Here is an 18,222-nt window from a genome sequence, read left to right as displayed (position 1 = left end):
AGCCAGACACTTGTCAATGCTTGGGATCGTACGGTTATCTAGGCGAGACACAGGGACCCAGTCGCTGTGCACGTTCACAGAACTTCCTGATGGAGCCTCACATGGAACACCCGCTGACCTGGCCCGTCGGGCTGGACGCGCTCGCCTTCGGCGGGGACTACAACCCGGAGCAGTGGCCCGAGGAGGTCTGGCAGCAGGACGTCAGGCTGATGCGCGAGGCCGGGGTCACCATGGTCAGCGTCGGGATCTTCTCCTGGGCCCTGCTGGAGACCGAGCGCGGCGCCTACGACTTCGGCTGGCTGGACCGGCTGCTCGACCTGCTGCACGAGAACGGCATCCGGGTCGACCTCGGCACTCCCACCGTGGTCCCGCCGGTCTGGTTCTACCGCGAGCACCCCGAGGCGCTGCCGGTCGGCAAGGACGGCCTGCGGTACGAGTTCGGCGGACGCGGCGCGATCTGCCACAGCTCGCCCGCCTACCAGGAGGCCGCCGCGAGCATCACCGAGCAGCTCGGCCTGCGCTACGGCAGCCACCCGGCGGTCGCGCTCTGGCACGTGCACAACGAGTACGGCGTGCCGGTCAGCGCCTGCTACTGCGAGACCTCCGCCGCGCACTTCCGGCGCTGGCTGGCCGACCGGTACCAGACTCTGGCCGAGCTCAACTCGGCCTGGGGCACCACCTTCTGGGGCCAGCGGTACAACCGCTGGGACGACATCCGGCCGCCCCGGACCACCCCCACGGCGGGCAACCCGGCGCAGCAGCTGGACTGGGCCAGGTTCACCAACGACGCCATCCTGGCCAACTTCAAGCGCGAGCGGGACGTGCTGCACCGGCTCTCGCCCGGTATCCCGGTCACCACCAACTTCATGACCGCGCTGTCCCAGTGCGAGTCACTGGACTACTGGGCCTGGGGCCGCGAGGTGGACCTGGTCTCGAACGACCACTACCTGGTCGCCGATGCGCCTCGCAACCACATCAACCTCGCGATGTCGGCGGACCTCACCCGCTCGGTGGCCGGCGGTCGCCCCTGGCTCCTGCTCGAGCACTCCACCGGCGCGGTCAACTGGCAGCCCCGCAACCTGATCAAGCAGCCCGGCGAGCTGGCCAGGAACAGCCTGGCGCACGTCGCCCGCGGCTCGGACGGCGCGATGTTCTTCCAGTGGCGGGCCTCCCGCTACGGCGCCGAGAAGTTCCACTCCGCGATGCTGCCGCACGCCGGGACCGACAGCCGGATCTGGCGCGAGGTGGTCGCACTCGGCGCCGACCTGGGCTCGCTGGGCGCGGTCCGGGGGAGCCGGGTCAAGGCCGACGCGGCGATCCTCTGGGACTGGCAGTCCTGGTGGGCACAGAAGCTGGAGTGGCGGCCGAGCGAGGACCTGGACGCCCGCGAGCGGGCCGACGCCTGGTACGCCGCCGCGTACGACCGGCACCTGACGGTCGACTTCGCGCACCCCGAGGCCGATCTCAGCGGCTACCCGTTGGTGCTGGTCCCGGCGCTGTACCTGATGACCGAGGCGGCCTCGCTCAACCTGCAGGAGTACGTGGCGCAGGGCGGCACGCTGGCGGTCTCCTACTTCTCCGGCATCGTGGACGAGCACGACACCGTCCAGCCGGGCCCGCACCCGGGCGCGCTGCGCGACGTGCTCGGCCTCACGGTCGAGGAGTTCGCACCGCTGCGGGCCGGGGAGACCGTCCGACTGGTCGGCGGTGGCTCCGAGCTGACCGGTGACGTGTGGTCCGAGTTCGTCGTCCCGCGCGGCGCCGAACCGGTCTGGACGTACGCCGACGGCCCGGCTGCCGGGCACCCCGCCGTCACCCGGCACGCGCTCGGGGACGGCACCGCCTGGTACGTCTCCAGCCGGCTGAACGGCGCCGGCCTGGACACCGTACTGGCCCGGGCCTGCGCCGACGCGGGCCTGGCCGAGCGTGAACTGCCGCGCGACGTCGAGCTGGTGGAGCGGGTGGGCGAGCACGGCCGCTACCTGTTCGCGATCAACCACAGTTCGGCCGACGTCGAGCTGCCGCTGCCGGGCGAGGGCGTCGAGCTCATCACCGGCAGCCCGGTGGCCGGCCGGCTGGACCTGCCCGCCAACTCCACCCGAGTGGTCAGTATCTGACCCTCTCCCGGATCACCTGTCGGACCCGCCGAGGGTCGGATCCGACAGGGCAACGGCCGGCCCGGCTCCCCCGGACCGGCCCCCGGTGGGGCGCTCCCATCCCCAGTGCGGAGCGCCCCACCGCTGCACCCTCGTGGCAGTACCTCCCCCACCCCACCTCATCGCCAAGGATGACGATGCACCAGGGAATCAAGCGCCTGCTGAGCAGCGGCGCAGCCACACTCATGCTCTCCGCGGCCGTCATCGCGCTCCCCACCACGAGCGCCGAGGCCGCCACCACGATCACCAACCCCGGCTTCGAGTCGAACGGTTCGGCCACCGCCACCCCCACCGGCTGGTCGACCTACTCCGCCGCCGGGCAGAACGCCGCCTCGTACACCGAGGCGGGCGGCCACGCCGGTTCGTACCGGCTCACCCACTGGAACGCCGCCGCCTACAAGGTCGAGACGTACCAGTACCTCTCCGGGCTGACCAACGGGAACTACACGCTCACCGCCTGGGTCCGCTCCAGCGGTGGGCAGAACTCCGCCTACCTCGCGCTGCGCAACTGCGGCTCCACCGAGCAGCGCACCGACCTGCCGCCCACCCCCAACGGCGGCTGGATCCGCCTGGTCACCTCGATCGCCGTCACCGGCGGCCAGTGCACCATCAGCATCAACTCCGATGCCAACGCCGGGAACTGGCTGAACGTCGACGACCTCACCTTCACCTCGGGCAGCACTGCCGTCGCGGCCAAGGGCGGTGACCTCTCCTCGCTGAAGAAGAGCGAGGACAAGGGCGGCGTCTACCAATACGCGAGCGGCACCACCGGCGACGCGATGACCATCCTGAACTCCAACGGGATGAACTACGTCCGCCTCAAGGTCTGGGTCAACCCGGCCGACGGCTACAACACCAAGACCCAGGTGCTGGCCATGGCCAAGCGGGCCAAGGCGCTGGGCATGGGCGTGCTGGTCGACTTCCACTACTCCGACCACTGGGCCCACCCGGGCCAGCAGGACAAGCCCGCCGCCTGGTCGGCCTACACCGTGGCCCAGCTCAACACCGCCGTCTACAACCACACCTACGACGTGCTCAACGCCCTCAAGGCGCAGGGCACCACGGCGGACATGGTGCAGATCGGCAACGAGATCAACGACGGGATGCTGCTCCCCACCGGCTCCACCTCGAACTGGTCCAACCTGGCCGGGTTCCTCAAGCAGGGCGCCAACGCGGCCAAGGCGGTGAGCAGTTCGACCAAGGTCGCGCTGCACCTGGCCAAGGGCGGTGACCTGGCGGGCACCCGGACCTTCTTCGACAACGCGGTGGCCAACGGGGTGTCCTTCGACCTGATCGGGCTCTCCTACTACAGCTACTGGCACGGCCCGCTGAACGACCTCCAGGCCACCCTGGACGACGCGGCCGCCCGCTACGGCAAGCAGGTCTTCGTCGCCGAGACCGCCTACGCCTTCACCACGGCGGACAAGGACGGGCTGGAGAACAACTTCACCTCGGCCGACGTCCAGAGCGGCTACCCCGCGACCCAGGCCGGCCAGTCCGCCGCCCTGCGCGACGTGCTGAACGTGGTCGAGGCCGTGCCGAACGGCCGTGGCCTGGGCGTCTTCTACTGGGAGCCGGCCTGGACCGCCGTCACGGGCAACGGCTGGGACCCGGCCGACGCGAGCTCCAAGAACGCCTGGGAGAACCAGGCGCTGTTCGACTACAGCAACAAGGTCACCAGCGCCGCCAGTTGGTTCAAGCACCGCTGACCATCCTTCCCCGGCGCGCCCTCACCTCCCCCCATGGGTGAGGGCGCGCCCTTTTCATGGCCGGAGCACCGATGCTGATCGCCGATCTCCCTCCGAACGCCCGGCACTCCATCCTCTGGGAGCCGCTCTGGGCTGTCCCCGGCACCATCTCGATCTACTACGCGACGCTCTATCAGAAGACCGCGGGGCTGAGCACGCTGGAGATCGGTCTGATCGCCTCGGCCGGGCTCTATCTCGCCTGCTGCGCCCAGCTGTTGGCGGGCACGATCACCAACCGGTTCGGACGCAAGCGCACCACGCTGATCTTCGACCTGCTCTCCTGGTCGGTCCCGATGTTCATCTGGGCCTTCGCCGACAGCTTCTGGCTGTTCCTGCTGGCCGCGCTCTGCAGTTCGCTCAGCCGGGTGGTGAACCTCTCGTTCTTCCTGCTGGTCACCGAGGACGCCACCGAGCGGCAGCGCCCCCGGATCTTCGCCGCCATCAAACTCGTGGTGATGGCCGCCGGGCTGCTCACTCCGCTGGCGGGCATCGCGATGGCCCGGTACGGGACCCTGCCGACCCTGCGCTGGGTCTACCTGCTCGGCGGCGTCAGCATGACCGCGCTGTTCCTGATCCGGAACCACCTCACCACCGAGACCGCCGCCGGACACCAGTCCGCCGCCGCCCCGCGCGGCTCACTGCTCGGCGGGGTCGCCCGGGGCCTGCGGATGCTCGGACTGGCGTGCCGCTCCCGGCAGTTGTGGCCGGTGGTGGTGCTCTGCCTGCTCACCAACCTGGCCGTCCAGATCAACCTGTTCCAGGTCGTCCACCTCGCCGACAACCTGCACTACGGCACGGCCGCGATCGCCGCCCTCCCGGCGGTGGCCGCCGTCACCGCCTTCACCTGCTACCTCGGCCCGATGCCCCGCTGGCAGCACCGCCCACTGGCCCGCTCCATCATGACCGGCCTGCTGCTCAGCACAGCCGGCTGGCTCGCCTTCCTGGGCGTGCCCCGGGGCGGCCTGGCCGTCCTGCTGCTCAGCACCGTGCTGACCGCCGCCGGGCCGTTCCTCCTCGAGTCCTACCGGGACGCCCTGGTGGTCAGCGCGATCCCCGCGCTGGACCGGGCCGAACTCTCCTCCGCCATCCAGACCTTGACAGCCCTGGTGGCGATACCCTCCGGCTACCTCGCCGCCGTCCTCTACGACCACGACCCGCGCCTGCTGTTCGGTGCGGTGGCGCTCTGTTACGGGCTCAGCGCGCTGGCGGTGCTGCCGCTGCTCCAGCCCCGCGCGCCCCGGGTGGAGCAGGTGCTCACAGTGCGATCAGAGTGACCCGATCACCGCAGAGCTTCGCCATGTCGTCCACGTCGGAGGTCAACATGACCACCGGGCCGGGCTGGTGCAGTGCGGTGACGGCGACCATCGCGTCGATGGCGTACTTGTGGCCGTGCAGGCCGACGTCCTGGAGCAGGGTGGCTGCCTCCCTGGCCCACTCGACGTGCAGCGGCTCAACCTGGAGCTGAGAGAGGACGAAGTTCCAATGGGCTCGCTTGATGCCTCTGTGCTGGACCTCGATGAGGGTCGCTCCGCTCACGACCCGCGCCGAGCCGCGCTCTACCGCACCGCGGGCGAGGCGGCCGACATACGGGTCGCCGTCGATGTACTTGGACAAGCCCTGGCTGTCCAACACGAGCGTGCCGCTGTCGGTCACCCGGCCGCGCGCCACTGAGCCTCCTTCTGCTCGGCGGCAGCCCAGATGTCGGCGACCTCTTTTATCTCCTCAGGCGTGCTCGGCCCGTGCTCGGCCTCGATCTGGTCGAGGTACTCGATGGTCGCGAGATCTCGCAGTCGCTTCTCCATCGCGGTCGCGATGAAGGCCGACAGTCCACGGGTGCCGGCCGCCTCCCGGAGCGCGAGCAGTGTGCCTTCCGGAATGGAGATGCTCACGACCTTGGCGGAGCCTTCGCCGATGCCGGGAACAGCGTCATTGTCTGCCATGACAGAAGTTTAGCAATCAGATTGCCAATCGAACGTCGGGTGCCTTGAGAATCACCCGATCAGGGAGTCCTAGGGCCTCGGTAGAGTGCCAGGCATGAGCGATGCTGCGGTGCTGCACGTCAAGGGTCGGGTGCTGGTCGGGCCGGACGACGTCCGGGACGAACTCTGGGTGCTGGACGGCCGGGTGACGTACGAGCGGCCCGCAGGCGAGACCCGTACGGTGCACGGCTGGGCGGTGCCCGGGCTGGTCGACGCCCACTGCCACGTCGGCCTGGACGCGCACGGGGCGGTGGACGCCGCGACCAGCGAGAAGCAGGCGATCACCGACCGGGACGCGGGCACCCTGCTGATCCGGGACGCCGGTTCGGCCGCCGACACCCGCTGGGTGGACGCCCGCGAGGACCTGCCCCGGATCATCCGGGCGGGGCGTCACATCGCCCGCACCAGGCGCTACATCCGCAACTACGCGCACGAGATCGAGCCCGGCGACCTGCCCGCGTACGTCCGGGCCGAGGCCCGGCGCGGCGACGGCTGGGTCAAGCTGGTCGGCGACTGGATCGACCGGGAGCGCGGCGACCTGGCCGCCTGCTGGCCCGGCGACGCCCTGCGGGAGGCGATCGCGGCCGCACACCAGGAGGGGGCCCGGGTCACCGCGCACTGCTTCGCCGCAGAGTCGCTGCCCGACCTGCTGGCCGCCGGGATCGACTGTGTGGAGCACGCGACCGGCCTGACCGAGGAGTTGATCCCGCAGTTCGCCGAGCGCGGGGTCGCGATCGTGCCGACACTGGTCAACATCGCGACCTTCCCGAAGCTGGCGGCCGGCGGCGACCAGCGCTTCCCGGCCTGGTCGGCGCACATGCGGCGGCTGCACGAGCGGCGCTACGACACGGTCGGCGCCGCCCACGACGCGGGCGTGCCCATCTACGTCGGCACCGACGCGGGCGGCTCGCTCGCCCACGGGCTGGTCGCCGAGGAGGTGGCCGAACTGGTCAAGGCCGGGCTCTCACCCCTCTCCGCCCTGGGCGCCGCCACCTGGACCGCCCGCAAGTGGCTCGGCCGCCCGGGCCTCACCGAGGGCGCCCCGGCCGACCTGGTCGTCTACGCCGCCGACCCCCGCGCGGACATCCGCGTCCTGGCCGACCCCCAGCTCATCGTCCTCCGCGGCCGGGTCCTGTAGACGGACGTCAGCCACCAGGGGCTCGGGGAACTGCGACGCCAACCTCGAAAAAGGTGATCCGCACGTGAATGGTCAGGCACTTTCGTACGTGACCCCGGCGCCAGACCTCCTCGCCCCGCGGCGGAGCCGCCGATGAGCAGAGCCCCGAGCCCCTGGACCGTAAATGGCCGAGCCCCGTGCCCGTTAGGCTGGCCCGTATGGCTGCACGTCCGTTGAACGAGATTGTCGAGCCCGGCTGGGCCAAGGCCCTGGAGCCGGTGGCCGGACGGGTCGCCGCGATGGGTGACTTCCTGCGCGGGGAGCTGGCTGCGGGCCGCACCTACCTGCCGTCCGGCCCGAACGTGCTGCGGGCGTTCCAGCAGCCCTTCGACCAGGTCCGGGTGCTGATCGTGGGTCAGGACCCCTACCCGACGCCGGGCCACGCCGTCGGCCTGAGCTTCTCGGTGGCGCCCGAGGTACGCCCGATCCCGGGCAGCCTGATCAACATCTTCCAGGAGTACGGCCGGGACCTCAGCTTCCCGCCGCCCAGCAATGGTGACCTCACGCCCTGGACCGAGCAGGGCGTACTGCTGCTCAACCGGGCGTTGACCACCGCTCCCGGCAAGCCGGCCGCGCACCGGGGCAAGGGCTGGGAAGAGGTCACCGAGCAGGCGATCCGGGCCCTGGTGGAGCGGGGCGGGCCGCTGGTCGCGATCCTCTGGGGGCGCGACGCCCGTAACCTGCGCCCCCTGCTCGGCGAGGTGCCGGCCGTCGAATCGGCGCACCCGAGCCCGATGTCGGCGAGTGGCGGCTTCTTCGGCTCCCGCCCGTTCAGCCGGGCCAACCAGATGCTGGTCGGCCAGGGTGCCCAGCCGGTGGACTGGCGCCTGCCGTAACCCCGGTTCCGTCAGCACTGAGCGTCAACTCAACCCGAAAGAGTGAACTGACGCTCAGTGTTACTCATGTGACGGATTGTTCGAAGAGACTGACGGCAGTCGAGAGCACCGCCCCCTCCCCGTGCCTGCGCCGAGGAGCGTCCGTGGCCGGCTCTGCCAACTCTTCCTCCCTGGGGGTTCCTCCGTCATGCCCGTGCGCCACTCCGTTCTCCGTGCCTCGGCCGCCACCGCCCTGATCGCCGTGCTGGTCCTACCGGGCACTGCCCAGGCTGCCGACCCGGCCATCGCCTCGCCCGGCCGTGCTGCCGCCGTCACGGCCGAACTCGACCTGAACGTCGCCCTGTTGGCCGGTACCGCCGCCGTCCCGGTCCGGATCTCGTTGAACAAGGTGGAGTCCCCGGCCAGCCGGGACGGCTCGGTGCTGACCGCCAAGGTGGACGGAGTGGACCAGGGCCGGCCGGTCACCCTGGTCAGGGCGGAGGTCGGCAAGTCCACCACCAAGGCGGACGCCACCGGCTCCGCGGCCAAGGTCGAGCTGCTGGATGCCGACGTCCGGGCTCCCGGCCTGCTGGGAGCGGCCCTGCTCGAACTGGAGGCGCTGAGCGCCGAGGTCACCTGCCCGGTGGACGGGCCGCCCACCGCCAAGGTGAACTCGCCCGCCCGGATCACCGTGCTCGGCAAGCCCGTCACGCTCGGGCTGAACGGGCCGACCCATGTGGAGGTCCCCGGGGTCGGCATGGTGGACGTCCAGTTCTCCCGGCGGAGCACCACCTCCGGTACGGCGGCCGCCTCTGCACTGGAGGTCACAGTGGACGTCAATCCGCTGAAGCTGAACGTCGCCAAGGTCACCGGGAAGATCACGGTGGCCTCGGTCAGCTGCGAGAAGCCCGTCCCGGCCCCCAGCCCGAGCGCCGCCGGCACCCCGACCCGGGCCAACCGGGCCGTCCCGGCGGTGGTGAGCGAGAGTCCGGAGGGCGGCCGGGCGCTGGCCGCCACCGGAAGCAGTGGGACCGGCACCGTCCTGGCCGCTTCGGGCACCCTGCTGGCGGTCGGCGCGGTGGCACTGCGGATGACCCGGCGCCGTCGCGGACACGCACGGAAGCACTGACCAAGGGGTGGGAATCAACTGTCCACCATCCGGACATGACACTTCCCGACCGTACTCGTGCCGCTGCGGACGGTTGGTTCACATGGGCGTTACATAGGAGGAACAACGGGGAAACGGCGACTTGCGACGCTACGCGGGCACCCACCACCCAAGCAGTGAGGTTCACCGCAATGGCAATCAAGGCCGAGTACATCTGGATCGACGGCACCAAGCCGACCGCCAAGCTCCGTTCCAAGACTCGGGTGCTGGCCAACGCGGACAAGATCCCCACCTGGGGCTTCGACGGCTCGTCGACCAACCAGGCCGAGGGTCACGCCTCGGACCGTGTGCTCGACCCGGTCAAGGTCGTGAAGGACCCGATCCGCGGCGGCGACAACATCCTGGTCCTCTGCGAGGTCCTCGAGACGGACGGCACCCCGCACGAGTCCAACACTCGCGCGCTGCTGCGCCCGATCGCCGAGCAGTTCACCTCGCAGGAGGCGATCTTCGGCATCGAGCAGGAGTACACCTTCTTCAAGGGCTCCCGCCCGCTCGGCTTCCCGGAGGGCGGCTACCCGGCCCCGCAGGGTGGCTACTACTGCGGCATCGGCGCCGAGGAGGTCTTCGGCCGCGAGATCGTCGAGCTGCACCTCGACCGCTGCATGGACGCCGGTCTGGCGATCTGCGGCATCAACGCCGAGGTCATGCCCGGCCAGTGGGAGTTCCAGATCGGCCCGGTCGACGCGCTGACCGTCTCGGACGACCTGTGGATCGCCCGCTACCTGCTCTACCGCACCGCCGAGGAGTTCGGCATCGACGCCACCCTGGACGCCAAGCCGGTGCGCGGCGACTGGAACGGCGCGGGCGCGCACACCAACTTCTCCACCAAGGCGATGCGTGAGGGCTACGACGCCATCATCACCGCCTGCGAGTCGCTCGGTGCCTCGCAGGAGAAGGTCCTGGAGCACGTCAACCAGTACGGTGACGACATCCAGTCCCGCCTGACCGGCAAGCACGAGACCGCCCCGTGGAACGTCTACTCCTACGGCGCGTCCGACCGTGGCGCCTCGGTCCGCATCCCGTGGCAGGTCGAGGTCGACCGCAAGGGCTACATCGAGGACCGTCGCCCGAACGCGAACGTCGACCCGTACGTGGTCACCCGCCTGATCGTCAACACCTGCTGCTCCGCCCTCGAGAAGGCCGGCCAGGTCTGATCGGGCTGAACACCAGTCACCTCGCGCGGCCCGTCCACCCCTTCGGGGGAAGGCGGGCCGCCGTCGTTCTGCCACCCTTGACTCCCATGGACGACTTCACCCCCGAGCAGGTGGCCCGGGGCCGGGCGCTGCGCCGGGCCCAACTGCCCTGGGCGCTCGGCGCCCGCGCCGCCGGACTGCTGTTGCCCCTGCTGCTCGGTCTCACCCCGGCCGGAGCCGGGCTGGTCAGCTGGGCCGGCGGCCTGTTCGGTGGCTCCCGGACGGCACAGGTGCTGGCCGGGGTGGCGCTCCTGCTGCTGCTCGGCGAACTGGTCCAACTCCCGTTCGCGGCCCGGCTGCGGGTGATCCGCCGGGAGTACGGGCTGATCACCCAGGGCTGGTCCGGCTGGGCGGTGGACCTGCTGCGCGGGCTGGCCCTCGGCCTGCTGCTGGCCCTGCCGGTCGGGTACGGGCTGTACGCGCTGACCGACCGGTCGCCGGACGGTTGGTGGTTGCCCGCCGCGCTGCTCGCCGCCCTGCTGGTGCCGCTGCTCTCGTTCCTCTTCCCGCTGCTGGTCGAGCCGCTCTTCAACCGCTTCACCCCGCTGCCCGAGGGTGAACTGCGCACCGCGCTGCTGGACTTGGCGGACCGGGACGCGATCCGGGTCCGCGAGGTGCTGGTCGCCGACGCCTCCCGCCGGACCACCGCACTGAACGCCTACGTCTCCGGCCTCGGCGCGACCCGCCGGATCGTCGCGTACGACACCCTGCTCTCCACCGCCGACTCGCGCGAGGTCGAACTCGTGGTCGCCCACGAACTCGGCCACGTCAAGCACCGGGACGTCCTCACCGGCACCCTGCTCGGCTCGCTCGGCGCAGCCGTCGCGGTGGTCCTGCTCGGGCTGCTCACCTCCTGGCAGCTGCTGCTCTCCGCCGCCGACGCCTCCTCGGCCGCCGACCCGCGCTCGCTCTTCCTGTTCGCGGCCTGCGCCGCCGTGCTCGGCACGCTGGCCGGGCCGTTCCAGTGCGCCGCGAGCCGCCGGATTGAGGCCAGGGCCGACCGCCATGCCCTCGAACTCACCTCGGACCCCGAGCAGTTCATCGCGATGCAACGCCGCCTGGCGGTCACCAACATCGCCGACGTGGACCCGCCCCGGCTGCTCCACCTGCTCTTCGCCACCCACCCGAGCGCCACCTCGCGGATCGCCGCCGCCCGGGCCTGGGCGGCGGGCACTCCGGGACCGCGCGTGTCGGGCTGAGGGGGCGGGGCCGGTGTTCGGTAGCGTCGCCGGTATGGACTGGAAACTCGAACTGGTGGCGGTCCCGGTCACGGATGTGGACCGGGCCAAGGCGTTCTACACCGATCAGGTCGGCTTCCACGCCGACCACGACCACACGGTCAGCGACACGATCCGCTTCGTCCAGCTGACGCCGCCGGGCTCGGCCTGCTCGATCGCCCTGGGGAAGGGGCTGCTGGACACCCCGCCGGGCTCGGCCCAGGGGCTGCAGCTGGTGGTCGCCGACATCCACGCCGCCCGCGCGGAGCTCTCCGCGCGGGGTGTGGCGGTGAGCGAGGTGCAGGAGTTCCCGTGGGGCTCCTTCGTCTTCTTCGCCGATCCGGACGGCAACGGCTGGGCGGTCCAGCAGCTCCCCGTCCGGGACGCGTCCGCGCAGGCCGGCTGACCGAGCGTCAGCCGGCCGCTCGGCGCCAGACTCAGAGCAGCGGACCGCTGCCCGCCAGCGACGGGGCCCCGCCGAGGGAGTGGGCCAGCTCGGCGTCGCCCTCCACCGAGAGGGCGCTGTCGGTGCACTGCTGGACTAGCCCCGCCACCGGGAGCGGCTGGGCCGCCATCGCGGTCATCGCGAAGGCCTGCTGGGCGCCGAGCTTGCCGACCTCCGAGCAGGTGGTGTCCAGCGCCGCGCCGGTCGGGTCAGGGGCGGCCCAGGCGACGGCGGGCGCCGCCCCCAGCACGGCGAGTGCGACGGCGGAGACGGAGGCGGCGGTCTTACGAATCATCGGGTACCTCCATGGATACCCCCGGCTTTAGCCGGGGGAGGAAACGGACTGCCTGCGGAGCAGGTCAGGGGGCGGCGTTTCGCTGTCAGGGCGGACGGCCGTGCATGTGCGCGTGGGCGGTTGTCAGTGCCTGTCGGTAGGTTGATCGTGTGCATCTTCGGTACTCCTTTCGGATCTGTCCGACGGTGGGTCAGCGGCAGGCGCTGGCCCGTACGTTCGGGTGCGTGCGGGTGGTTTACAACGATGCGCTCACCATGCGGAAGCAGGCGTGGATAGTGGACCGGTCGAAGGTTCCGGCGGGTGCTCTGGCCAAGTCGGTGATCACCGACGCGAAGAAGACCGAGGCCAGGTCGTGGCTGGGATCGGTGTCGGTCGACGCGTTGCAGTCGTCTTTGCGCGATCTGGACGCGGCGTATCGGAACTTCTTCGACTCGCTGTCCGGGAAACGGGCCGGTCACCGCTCGGGTCTGCCCCGGTTCAAGTCGCGGAAGGACAACCGGCAGTCGCTTCGGTTCTCCCGCAACGGGTTCCGGCTGCGGTCCAACGGCAAGCTGAATCTTGCCAAGATCGGTGACGTGCGGGTCAAGTGGTCGCGCGCGCTGCCCGCCGATCCGTCGTCGGTGACGATCGTGCTGGACCGGTCCGGCCGGTACCACGCGAGCTTCGTCGTGGACGTCGAACTTGACCACCTGCCCGAGCTGGACACCGAGGTCGGGATCGACCTCGGCCTGACCACTTACGCCGTCTGCTCGGACGGCACGGTGATCGACAACCCGCGCTTTCTGCGCAAGGCCGAGAAGAAGCTCAAGGCCGCGCAGCGGGAGCTGTCCCGTAAGGCCAAGGGGTCGAAGAACCGGGCGAAGGCCCGCAGGAAGGTCGCCAAGGCGCACGCCAAGGTGGCTGACACCCGCATGGACTGGTTGCACAAGCAGACGACCAGGTTGATCCGAGAGAACCAATCGGTGTACCTGGAAGATCTGAATGTGCGCGGTCTCGCGCGGACCCGGCTGGCCAAGTCCGTGTACGACGCAGGGTGGTCCACCTTCCGGCGCCTGCTCACTGAGAAGGCCGCTCGGTACGGACGGCACGTCGGCGTGATCGGACGGTTCGAACCCACCTCGCAGGTGTGCTCCGCGTGCGGGGTCCTGGACGGGCCCAAGCCCCTCGCGGTCCGCGAGTGGACCTGTACCGCCTGCGGCACCCTGCATGATCGTGACCTCAATGCTGCTCGGAACATCCTGGCCGCCGGACGGGCGGACAGGCTAAACGCCTGCGGAGGGCCGGTAAGACCTGGCGTGGCGATCCCACGCCAGGCACAGCCCGTCGAAACAGGAACCCACCGGAACGCCGGCCGCACCGGGCGCAAGCCCTGTGCCGCAGGCGCGGCCGGAGGCCCCGTGCTTTAGCGCGGGGAGGATGTCAACAGGTCTCTTTCCCAGGGAGTTCCGGAACCATCGGCAATCATCCCGCCCTGGACCGCCGCCGCCCCGCCGGACACGCGCCGGTTCGCCGGAAGGAGTGATGACTGGGCGTCAGCAGGGTGACAGCGCCGGTCAGATGAAGTTCTTGTCGATCAAGAGCTGCAGGGCGTTGGTGTGGAAGTCGGGGAAGTCCATCGGCACCACACCGAGGTTGGCCCGCTGCAGCTTTCGGGCCTCCAGGTACTCCCAGGCCTTCTGCATGATGGTCTGGGAGGAGTACTTCGGCCACTCGCCGTTCCCGAGGCTGGCGAAGTTGATGTAGAGCTTCGCCGAGTTCTGGTCGTTGAAGGCGTTGTCGAACTGCCGCTGCACGTACGAGGACCACTTGGTGCTGCTGCTGATGCCGGTGTACCGGTCCTGCAGGTTGATCACGTCGTTGGACAGGAAGCCGTTGTCCCCGCCCGGCCAGTGCAGCACGGACCAGTCGTTGGCGAAGTCGGTCAGCAGCACGATCCGCCCACGTGCCTCGCCGAGGGTGGGGAACCACGGGTTGGTCCAGAACAGCGGCCGGTAACCCTTGGTGTCCAGATAGCCGTTGAAGATCCGGGCGAAGTCCGCGCCGACGTCGTTGTTGGTTCCGTTCTCCTTCTTCACCCGCATCAGCAGCACCTCGCCCGAGTGCCCGGCCAGGAAGCTCCGGCACTGGTTCAGTACCTGGTCGAACGTGGTGCCCTGGTACCACCCGCCGTGATAGATCCCGAACGAGTCCGGCGCCCCCGCAAGGCCGTTGCACCGGATGTCCAGGAACCGTATGCCGCGCTCCAGTTGCTCCGGCACGCCCCAGTTCTGGGTGTGCGACCACTCCGTCCCGTTCGCCGGGTCGGTGCAGCACGAGTCGTGCGTGCCGGGAACGGTCATCCGCAAGAGCGACCGCCCGTCCGGCAGCCCCGCCATCCACGAACCGGCCGGCGGGACGGCGGCTCGTGCCGCGCCGGTGCCGAGTGTGCCGAGCGAACCGACGGCCAGCGTGGCGGCCATCGAGCCGAGGAGTGTGCGACGGGACAGGTGCATCGGTGCCTCCAGGACGGGAGTTGACGGTGAGCAGCCACCACGGTCCCGCCACCCGAGCCCGCCCCACAAGACCCCCGACGAAAACCGCAGGCGGCCGAGCGCCGGAGCGCCTACGGTGCCTTCACCTACCGTCCCGAGGAGTCCCGATGCCCCGACCGCTGCTCCTGCTCGACGTGGACGGCCCGTTGAACCCGTACAACGGCAAGCCGCACCGCCGCCCCGAGGGCTACCTGACCCACCGGGTCCGGCCCGCCTCCTGGATCGCCCGGCAGATGCAGTGGCAGCACCGGCCCGCCGACCGGGTCCGCCCACTCCGGCTCTGGCTCAACCCGGAGCACGGCCCGGCCCTGCTCGCCCTCCCGTACGACTTGGTCTGGTGCACCACCTGGACCGCCGAGGCCAACACCTGGATCTCCCCGCTGCTCGGCCTGCCCCAACTCCCGTACGTGGACTGGCCGTCCATGCACCAGGGCGACCCCGAGGACCTGCACTGGAAGACCCGCCACCTGGTCGCCTGGGCCGCCGGCCGCCCCTTCGCCTGGGTCGACGACGAACTGACCGAACGCGACACCACCTGGATCGCCACCCACCACCCGGCCCCGTCCCTCACCGTGCACGTCGACCACCGCTACGGGCTCCGGCCCGAGCACTTCACGGTGCTCGCCGAATGGGCAGCCGGGCTTGGCCGGTCGTAGTACGCGTCGGACAACGGCCTACCTGGCGGCGCTGGACGCCCACGACGTCCACGCGGTTCAGATCTGACGCCGTACGGCGGGCGGCCTGTCCGTTTGACGTGGGGATTCCGCAGGGGGCCTTTGGCGAGGGGCAGCGCGCGGAGCTGGCGGAGTTCTTCGCCCGCGCGCTGCCGCCGGTAAAGCGGCCCTGGTCCCGGCCGTTCTGACGGCCCGACAGGCCGCTACTTCCCGTCCTTGTCGGGGTCGACGCCGAAAGTGATGACGCCGAGGTAGCCGTCGGCGTCCTCGGTGATCTTGAGGAGCATGGACTCCTTGTAGATGCTGTCGCCGTCGTTGAAGGTGTCGCGGTTGGTGTGCTTGGCGTAGGGCTGCTGGGCAAAGACCTTCGAGTTGAGCGACTCGTCCATCATCAGCTGGGTGGTGAGGGTGCGTTCGTTGTCGATGTGCACCATCGCGTGGATGTGGACGGTGCGGCTGACGTACCAGCCCGGCCAGATGGTGGTGAACTGGGCGATACCGTCGCTGTTGGTGACCTGGGCGCCGCGCAGGTAGCGCTTGTCATCCGTCGGCGTGAGGTCCCCGCCGCCGTCACCACCGCCCGAGCCGCCGCCGGGCCCGCCCGACGGCGGAGCACCGGTCGGAGCGCCCGAGGGCGGAGTGCCGCCGCCACCCGGACCGCCGCCGCCACCGCCGCCCGAGGAGAGGGATTCGGCGCCGGAGTAGAGGCCGGCCGCGTCGCAGTGCCAGATCTCGACCACGGCGTTGGCCAGCGGCCCGCAGGCCTCGCTGTCCTGGACCCGGATGGCGATGCGGAGCTTGACGCCCTCCCGGTCCTCGCGGATGTCGCTGCGGATCTTGTCGGCGTCGAAGTAGTACGGGCCCTGGGTGGCCTGGGGGGAGAGCGAGCAGGTGCCCGCGCCCGCGAACAGGGCGGTCAGGTCCTCCGTCGTGCTGGGCGAGATGCTGGCGGTGGCACCAGTGGTGGTGGTTGCGGTGCTGGACTTCGGGCTCCCGCAGGCGGCGAGCAGCGCGCCGAGCCCGATGCTGCTGATCCCGGCGAGCGCGGCCCGGCGGCTGACCCGTTGGCCCTCGTGGTGGTCGTGTCCCATGGCTGTGCTCCTCGGTCTCCTGGGTCAACTGCCGGGGAGCCTAGGAACGCCCGGTGAGAGCGGCCTGTGTGCCGGATGAGGGCGGGATCAGTTCTGGACGAGAGCTGAGAGCACGCCGAGGAAGCGGTCGGTGGTGGCCTCGTCCCGGACCGCGATCCGGAGCCAGTCAGGCCCGAGGCCGGGGAAGGTGTCGCCCCGGCGGAGGGCGAAGCCCTCGTCACGCAGCTGGGTACGCAGCACAGCGGCGCCGGGCGTGTGGATCAGCACGAACGAGGCAGCCGGCGTGCCGTGCACGGTGATCCCCGGCAGCTCGGCCAACCCCCGCAGCAGATGGGCACGTTGGGCCGCCATGGTGTGCGTGGCAGCCTCCGCCTCGGCCAGCGCGGCGGGCGCACTGCACGCTTCGGCGGCGGCCAGCGCCGGGGTGGAGACCGGCCAGAGCGGCTGGGCCGCGCCGAGCCGGGTGATCAGGTCGGCGGGGGCGAGGACGTAGCCGATCCGCAGACCGGCCAGGCCCCAGGTCTTGGTCAGGCTGCGCAGTACCACCACCTGACCGGGCAGGTCGCGTACGGCGGCCAGGCTCTCCCGCTCGCCGGGGACGGTGTCGATGAACGCCTCGTCCACCACCAAGGTCCGCCCCGGACGGGCCAGTTGGGCGAGGTCGGGGTGGAGTACGGAGGTGGGGTTGGTCGGGTTGCCGATCACCACCAGGTCGGCGGCGTCCGGCACCGCGTCGGGCATGAGCCGGAAGCCGTTAGCGGGGGAGAGCAGCACACGGTGCACCTGGTGCCCCGCATCCCGCAGTGCAGCCTCCGGTTCGGTGAACTGCGGGTGCACCACCACCGCATGACGCGGCGTCAGCACCCGGGCCAGCAGGACGAAAGCCTCGGCCGCCCCTGCGGTGAGCAGTACCTCCTCGACCGGCCGACCGTGCCGGGCGGCGACGGCGGCCCGGGCGGTGCTGCCCTCGGGGTAGGCGGCGAGGTCGGCCAGAGTCCCGGCGAGGTGCTCCCGGAGCCAGGCCGGCGGAGTGCCGGTCCGCACGTTGACGGCCAGGTCGACCAGGCCACCGGTACGGACCTCGGCGTCGCCGTGGTGCCGCAGGTCTGGCCCGGGCCCGGCCACAGCCACCGTTGCGGACGCGGACTTCCGCTTGGCGGCCAGCAGTTGGCCGCCCGAACCGCCCGAGAGCAGCGCAGCAGCCTCGGCCACCCCGGCGGTGCCGGTGGCGGCAAGCACGGCATCGGACGGGTTCGGCACCGAAACGGCCGCCAACTCCTCGGCGGAGTAGCCGATCAGCGGCACAGCGAGCGCCGCCGCCGCGGCCAGCACCCCAGGCTCGCCCGCCCTGGCAGTCAGGGTGGCCACCCGGGCCACCTCACTCCGCCCCCGGCCGAGCGCAGCCAGGGCGACGTCGATCAGTTCGAGCAGCTCACCGGCGGATACACCGCTGCGGGCGCCGACACCGATCGTGAGAGAGGGGCGGTTCACTGCTGGGTTCCTCTCGACGGCCGGTGCTCCGGAAATCCCACCACGGTGCCGCTGAACTGGTCAATCGTGCAATGTGTGAGACGCGCCGCGCCGTAAAAGCGGTGGACACCGGCCACCACCTGAACGACCATCCGCCTGTGACAGATCGATCAGCACCCTGGACCTCCGCCCCCGCCGCCCCGACCCAGGTCAGCCTGGTACAGGTGCCCCGCGCCGCGATGGCCGCCCTGATGGTGGGCGAC

17 protein-coding genes are annotated in these 18,222 nt (G+C 70.7%); 11 read left to right on the top strand and 6 right to left on the bottom strand.

From position 1 onward, the window contains the following. The first annotated feature begins 101 nt into the window (after positions 1 to 101). The 3 genes from ASC99_RS36115 (at position 102) to ASC99_RS36105 (ending at position 5,178) form a co-directional block, all read left to right on the top strand. Positions 102 to 2,117, top strand: coding sequence for a beta-galactosidase (locus ASC99_RS36115; RefSeq protein ID WP_057240235.1), 2,016 nt, complete (start codon positions 102 to 104; stop codon positions 2,115 to 2,117). 224 nt (positions 2,118 to 2,341) lie between these two features. After that, complete coding sequence (locus tag ASC99_RS36110; protein ID WP_057240402.1) at positions 2,342 to 3,865, top strand: arabinogalactan endo-1,4-beta-galactosidase; 1,524 nt, start codon at positions 2,342 to 2,344, stop codon at positions 3,863 to 3,865. A 71-nt stretch (positions 3,866 to 3,936) separates the two neighbouring features. Continuing rightward, a complete protein-coding gene (locus ASC99_RS36105) occupies positions 3,937 to 5,178 on the top strand; it encodes an MFS transporter (protein ID WP_057240234.1) in 1,242 nt (413 codons plus the stop codon). Here the strand turns inward: ASC99_RS36105 and ASC99_RS36100 are convergent. Together ASC99_RS36100 and ASC99_RS36095 are read right to left on the bottom strand one after the other, a co-directional pair. Further along, positions 5,159 to 5,572, bottom strand: a complete 414-nt coding sequence (locus ASC99_RS36100) for a PIN domain-containing protein (protein WP_057240232.1) — start codon at positions 5,570 to 5,572, stop codon at positions 5,159 to 5,161. The two genes, ASC99_RS36105 and ASC99_RS36100, sit on opposite strands and share 20 nt — an antisense overlap. Next, complete coding sequence (locus ASC99_RS36095) at positions 5,554 to 5,844, bottom strand: hypothetical protein (protein ID WP_057240230.1); 291 nt, start codon at positions 5,842 to 5,844, stop codon at positions 5,554 to 5,556. Before ASC99_RS36095 ends, ASC99_RS36100 begins: the two co-directional genes overlap by 19 nt. Positions 5,845 to 5,938: 94 nt before the next feature. On the opposite strand from ASC99_RS36095, the gene ASC99_RS36090 reads away from it, so the two are divergent. The 6 genes from ASC99_RS36090 to ASC99_RS36065 all read left to right on the top strand — a co-directional run bounded on the left by ASC99_RS36090 (position 5,939) and on the right by ASC99_RS36065 (position 11,859). Next, positions 5,939 to 7,021: an amidohydrolase family protein gene (locus ASC99_RS36090; RefSeq protein WP_057240228.1), complete on the top strand. Its 1,083-nt coding sequence runs from the start codon at positions 5,939 to 5,941 to the stop codon at positions 7,019 to 7,021. 197 nt (positions 7,022 to 7,218) lie between these two features. After that, complete coding sequence (locus ASC99_RS36085; RefSeq protein WP_057240226.1) at positions 7,219 to 7,896, top strand: uracil-DNA glycosylase; 678 nt, start codon at positions 7,219 to 7,221, stop codon at positions 7,894 to 7,896. A gap of 187 nt (positions 7,897 to 8,083) precedes the next feature. Next, positions 8,084 to 9,004, top strand: coding sequence for an SCO1860 family LAETG-anchored protein (locus ASC99_RS36080; protein WP_057240224.1), 921 nt, complete (start codon positions 8,084 to 8,086; stop codon positions 9,002 to 9,004). Between the two features lie 170 nt (positions 9,005 to 9,174). Further along, positions 9,175 to 10,197, top strand: coding sequence for a glutamine synthetase (gene glnII, locus ASC99_RS36075; RefSeq protein ID WP_057240223.1), 1,023 nt, complete (start codon positions 9,175 to 9,177; stop codon positions 10,195 to 10,197). A gap of 86 nt (positions 10,198 to 10,283) precedes the next feature. Continuing rightward, positions 10,284 to 11,435, top strand: coding sequence for a M48 family metalloprotease (locus tag ASC99_RS36070; RefSeq protein WP_057240221.1), 1,152 nt, complete (start codon positions 10,284 to 10,286; stop codon positions 11,433 to 11,435). A gap of 34 nt (positions 11,436 to 11,469) precedes the next feature. Beyond that, a complete protein-coding gene (locus tag ASC99_RS36065) occupies positions 11,470 to 11,859 on the top strand; it encodes a glyoxalase superfamily protein (RefSeq protein ID WP_057240219.1) in 390 nt (129 codons plus the stop codon). Between the two features lie 31 nt (positions 11,860 to 11,890). On the opposite strand, the gene ASC99_RS36060 is transcribed toward ASC99_RS36065, so the two are convergent. Further along, positions 11,891 to 12,193: a hypothetical protein gene (locus tag ASC99_RS36060; protein WP_057240218.1), complete on the bottom strand. Its 303-nt coding sequence runs from the start codon at positions 12,191 to 12,193 to the stop codon at positions 11,891 to 11,893. A gap of 149 nt (positions 12,194 to 12,342) precedes the next feature. On the opposite strand from ASC99_RS36060, the gene ASC99_RS36055 reads away from it, so the two are divergent. Beyond that, entirely contained in the window at positions 12,343 to 13,599 is a 1,257-nt protein-coding gene (locus ASC99_RS36055) for an RNA-guided endonuclease TnpB family protein (protein WP_057240216.1), read from the top strand. Positions 13,600 to 13,746: 147 nt separating this feature from the next. Here ASC99_RS36055 and ASC99_RS36050 read toward each other — a convergent pair whose 3' ends face one another. Beyond that, complete coding sequence (locus tag ASC99_RS36050) at positions 13,747 to 14,685, bottom strand: phosphatidylinositol-specific phospholipase C (RefSeq protein WP_057240214.1); 939 nt, start codon at positions 14,683 to 14,685, stop codon at positions 13,747 to 13,749. Positions 14,686 to 14,831: 146 nt separating this feature from the next. On the opposite strand from ASC99_RS36050, the gene ASC99_RS36045 reads away from it, so the two are divergent. Continuing rightward, positions 14,832 to 15,380 carry a hypothetical protein gene (locus tag ASC99_RS36045; RefSeq protein ID WP_057240212.1) on the top strand — a complete coding sequence of 183 codons (549 nt, stop codon included), beginning with the start codon at positions 14,832 to 14,834 and terminating at the stop codon, positions 15,378 to 15,380. Positions 15,381 to 15,601: 221 nt separating this feature from the next. Here ASC99_RS36045 and ASC99_RS36040 read toward each other — a convergent pair whose 3' ends face one another. Together ASC99_RS36040 and cobC are read right to left on the bottom strand one after the other, a co-directional pair. Beyond that, positions 15,602 to 16,489 carry an intradiol ring-cleavage dioxygenase gene (locus tag ASC99_RS36040; RefSeq protein WP_057240211.1) on the bottom strand — a complete coding sequence of 296 codons (888 nt, stop codon included), beginning with the start codon at positions 16,487 to 16,489 and terminating at the stop codon, positions 15,602 to 15,604. A gap of 87 nt (positions 16,490 to 16,576) precedes the next feature. Next, positions 16,577 to 17,980 carry an Rv2231c family pyridoxal phosphate-dependent protein CobC gene (gene cobC / locus ASC99_RS36035; protein WP_082598918.1) on the bottom strand — a complete coding sequence of 468 codons (1,404 nt, stop codon included), beginning with the start codon at positions 17,978 to 17,980 and terminating at the stop codon, positions 16,577 to 16,579. Between the last annotated feature and the right edge of the window lie 242 nt (positions 17,981 to 18,222).

Origin of the sequence: Kitasatospora sp. Root107, assembly GCF_001424875.1 — a bacterium.
In the GTDB taxonomy this organism is placed as follows: domain Bacteria; phylum Actinomycetota; class Actinomycetes; order Streptomycetales; family Streptomycetaceae; genus Kitasatospora.
The sequence above is the reverse complement of the archived record's forward strand: the minus strand, read 5'-3'. Positions and strand labels throughout refer to the sequence as shown.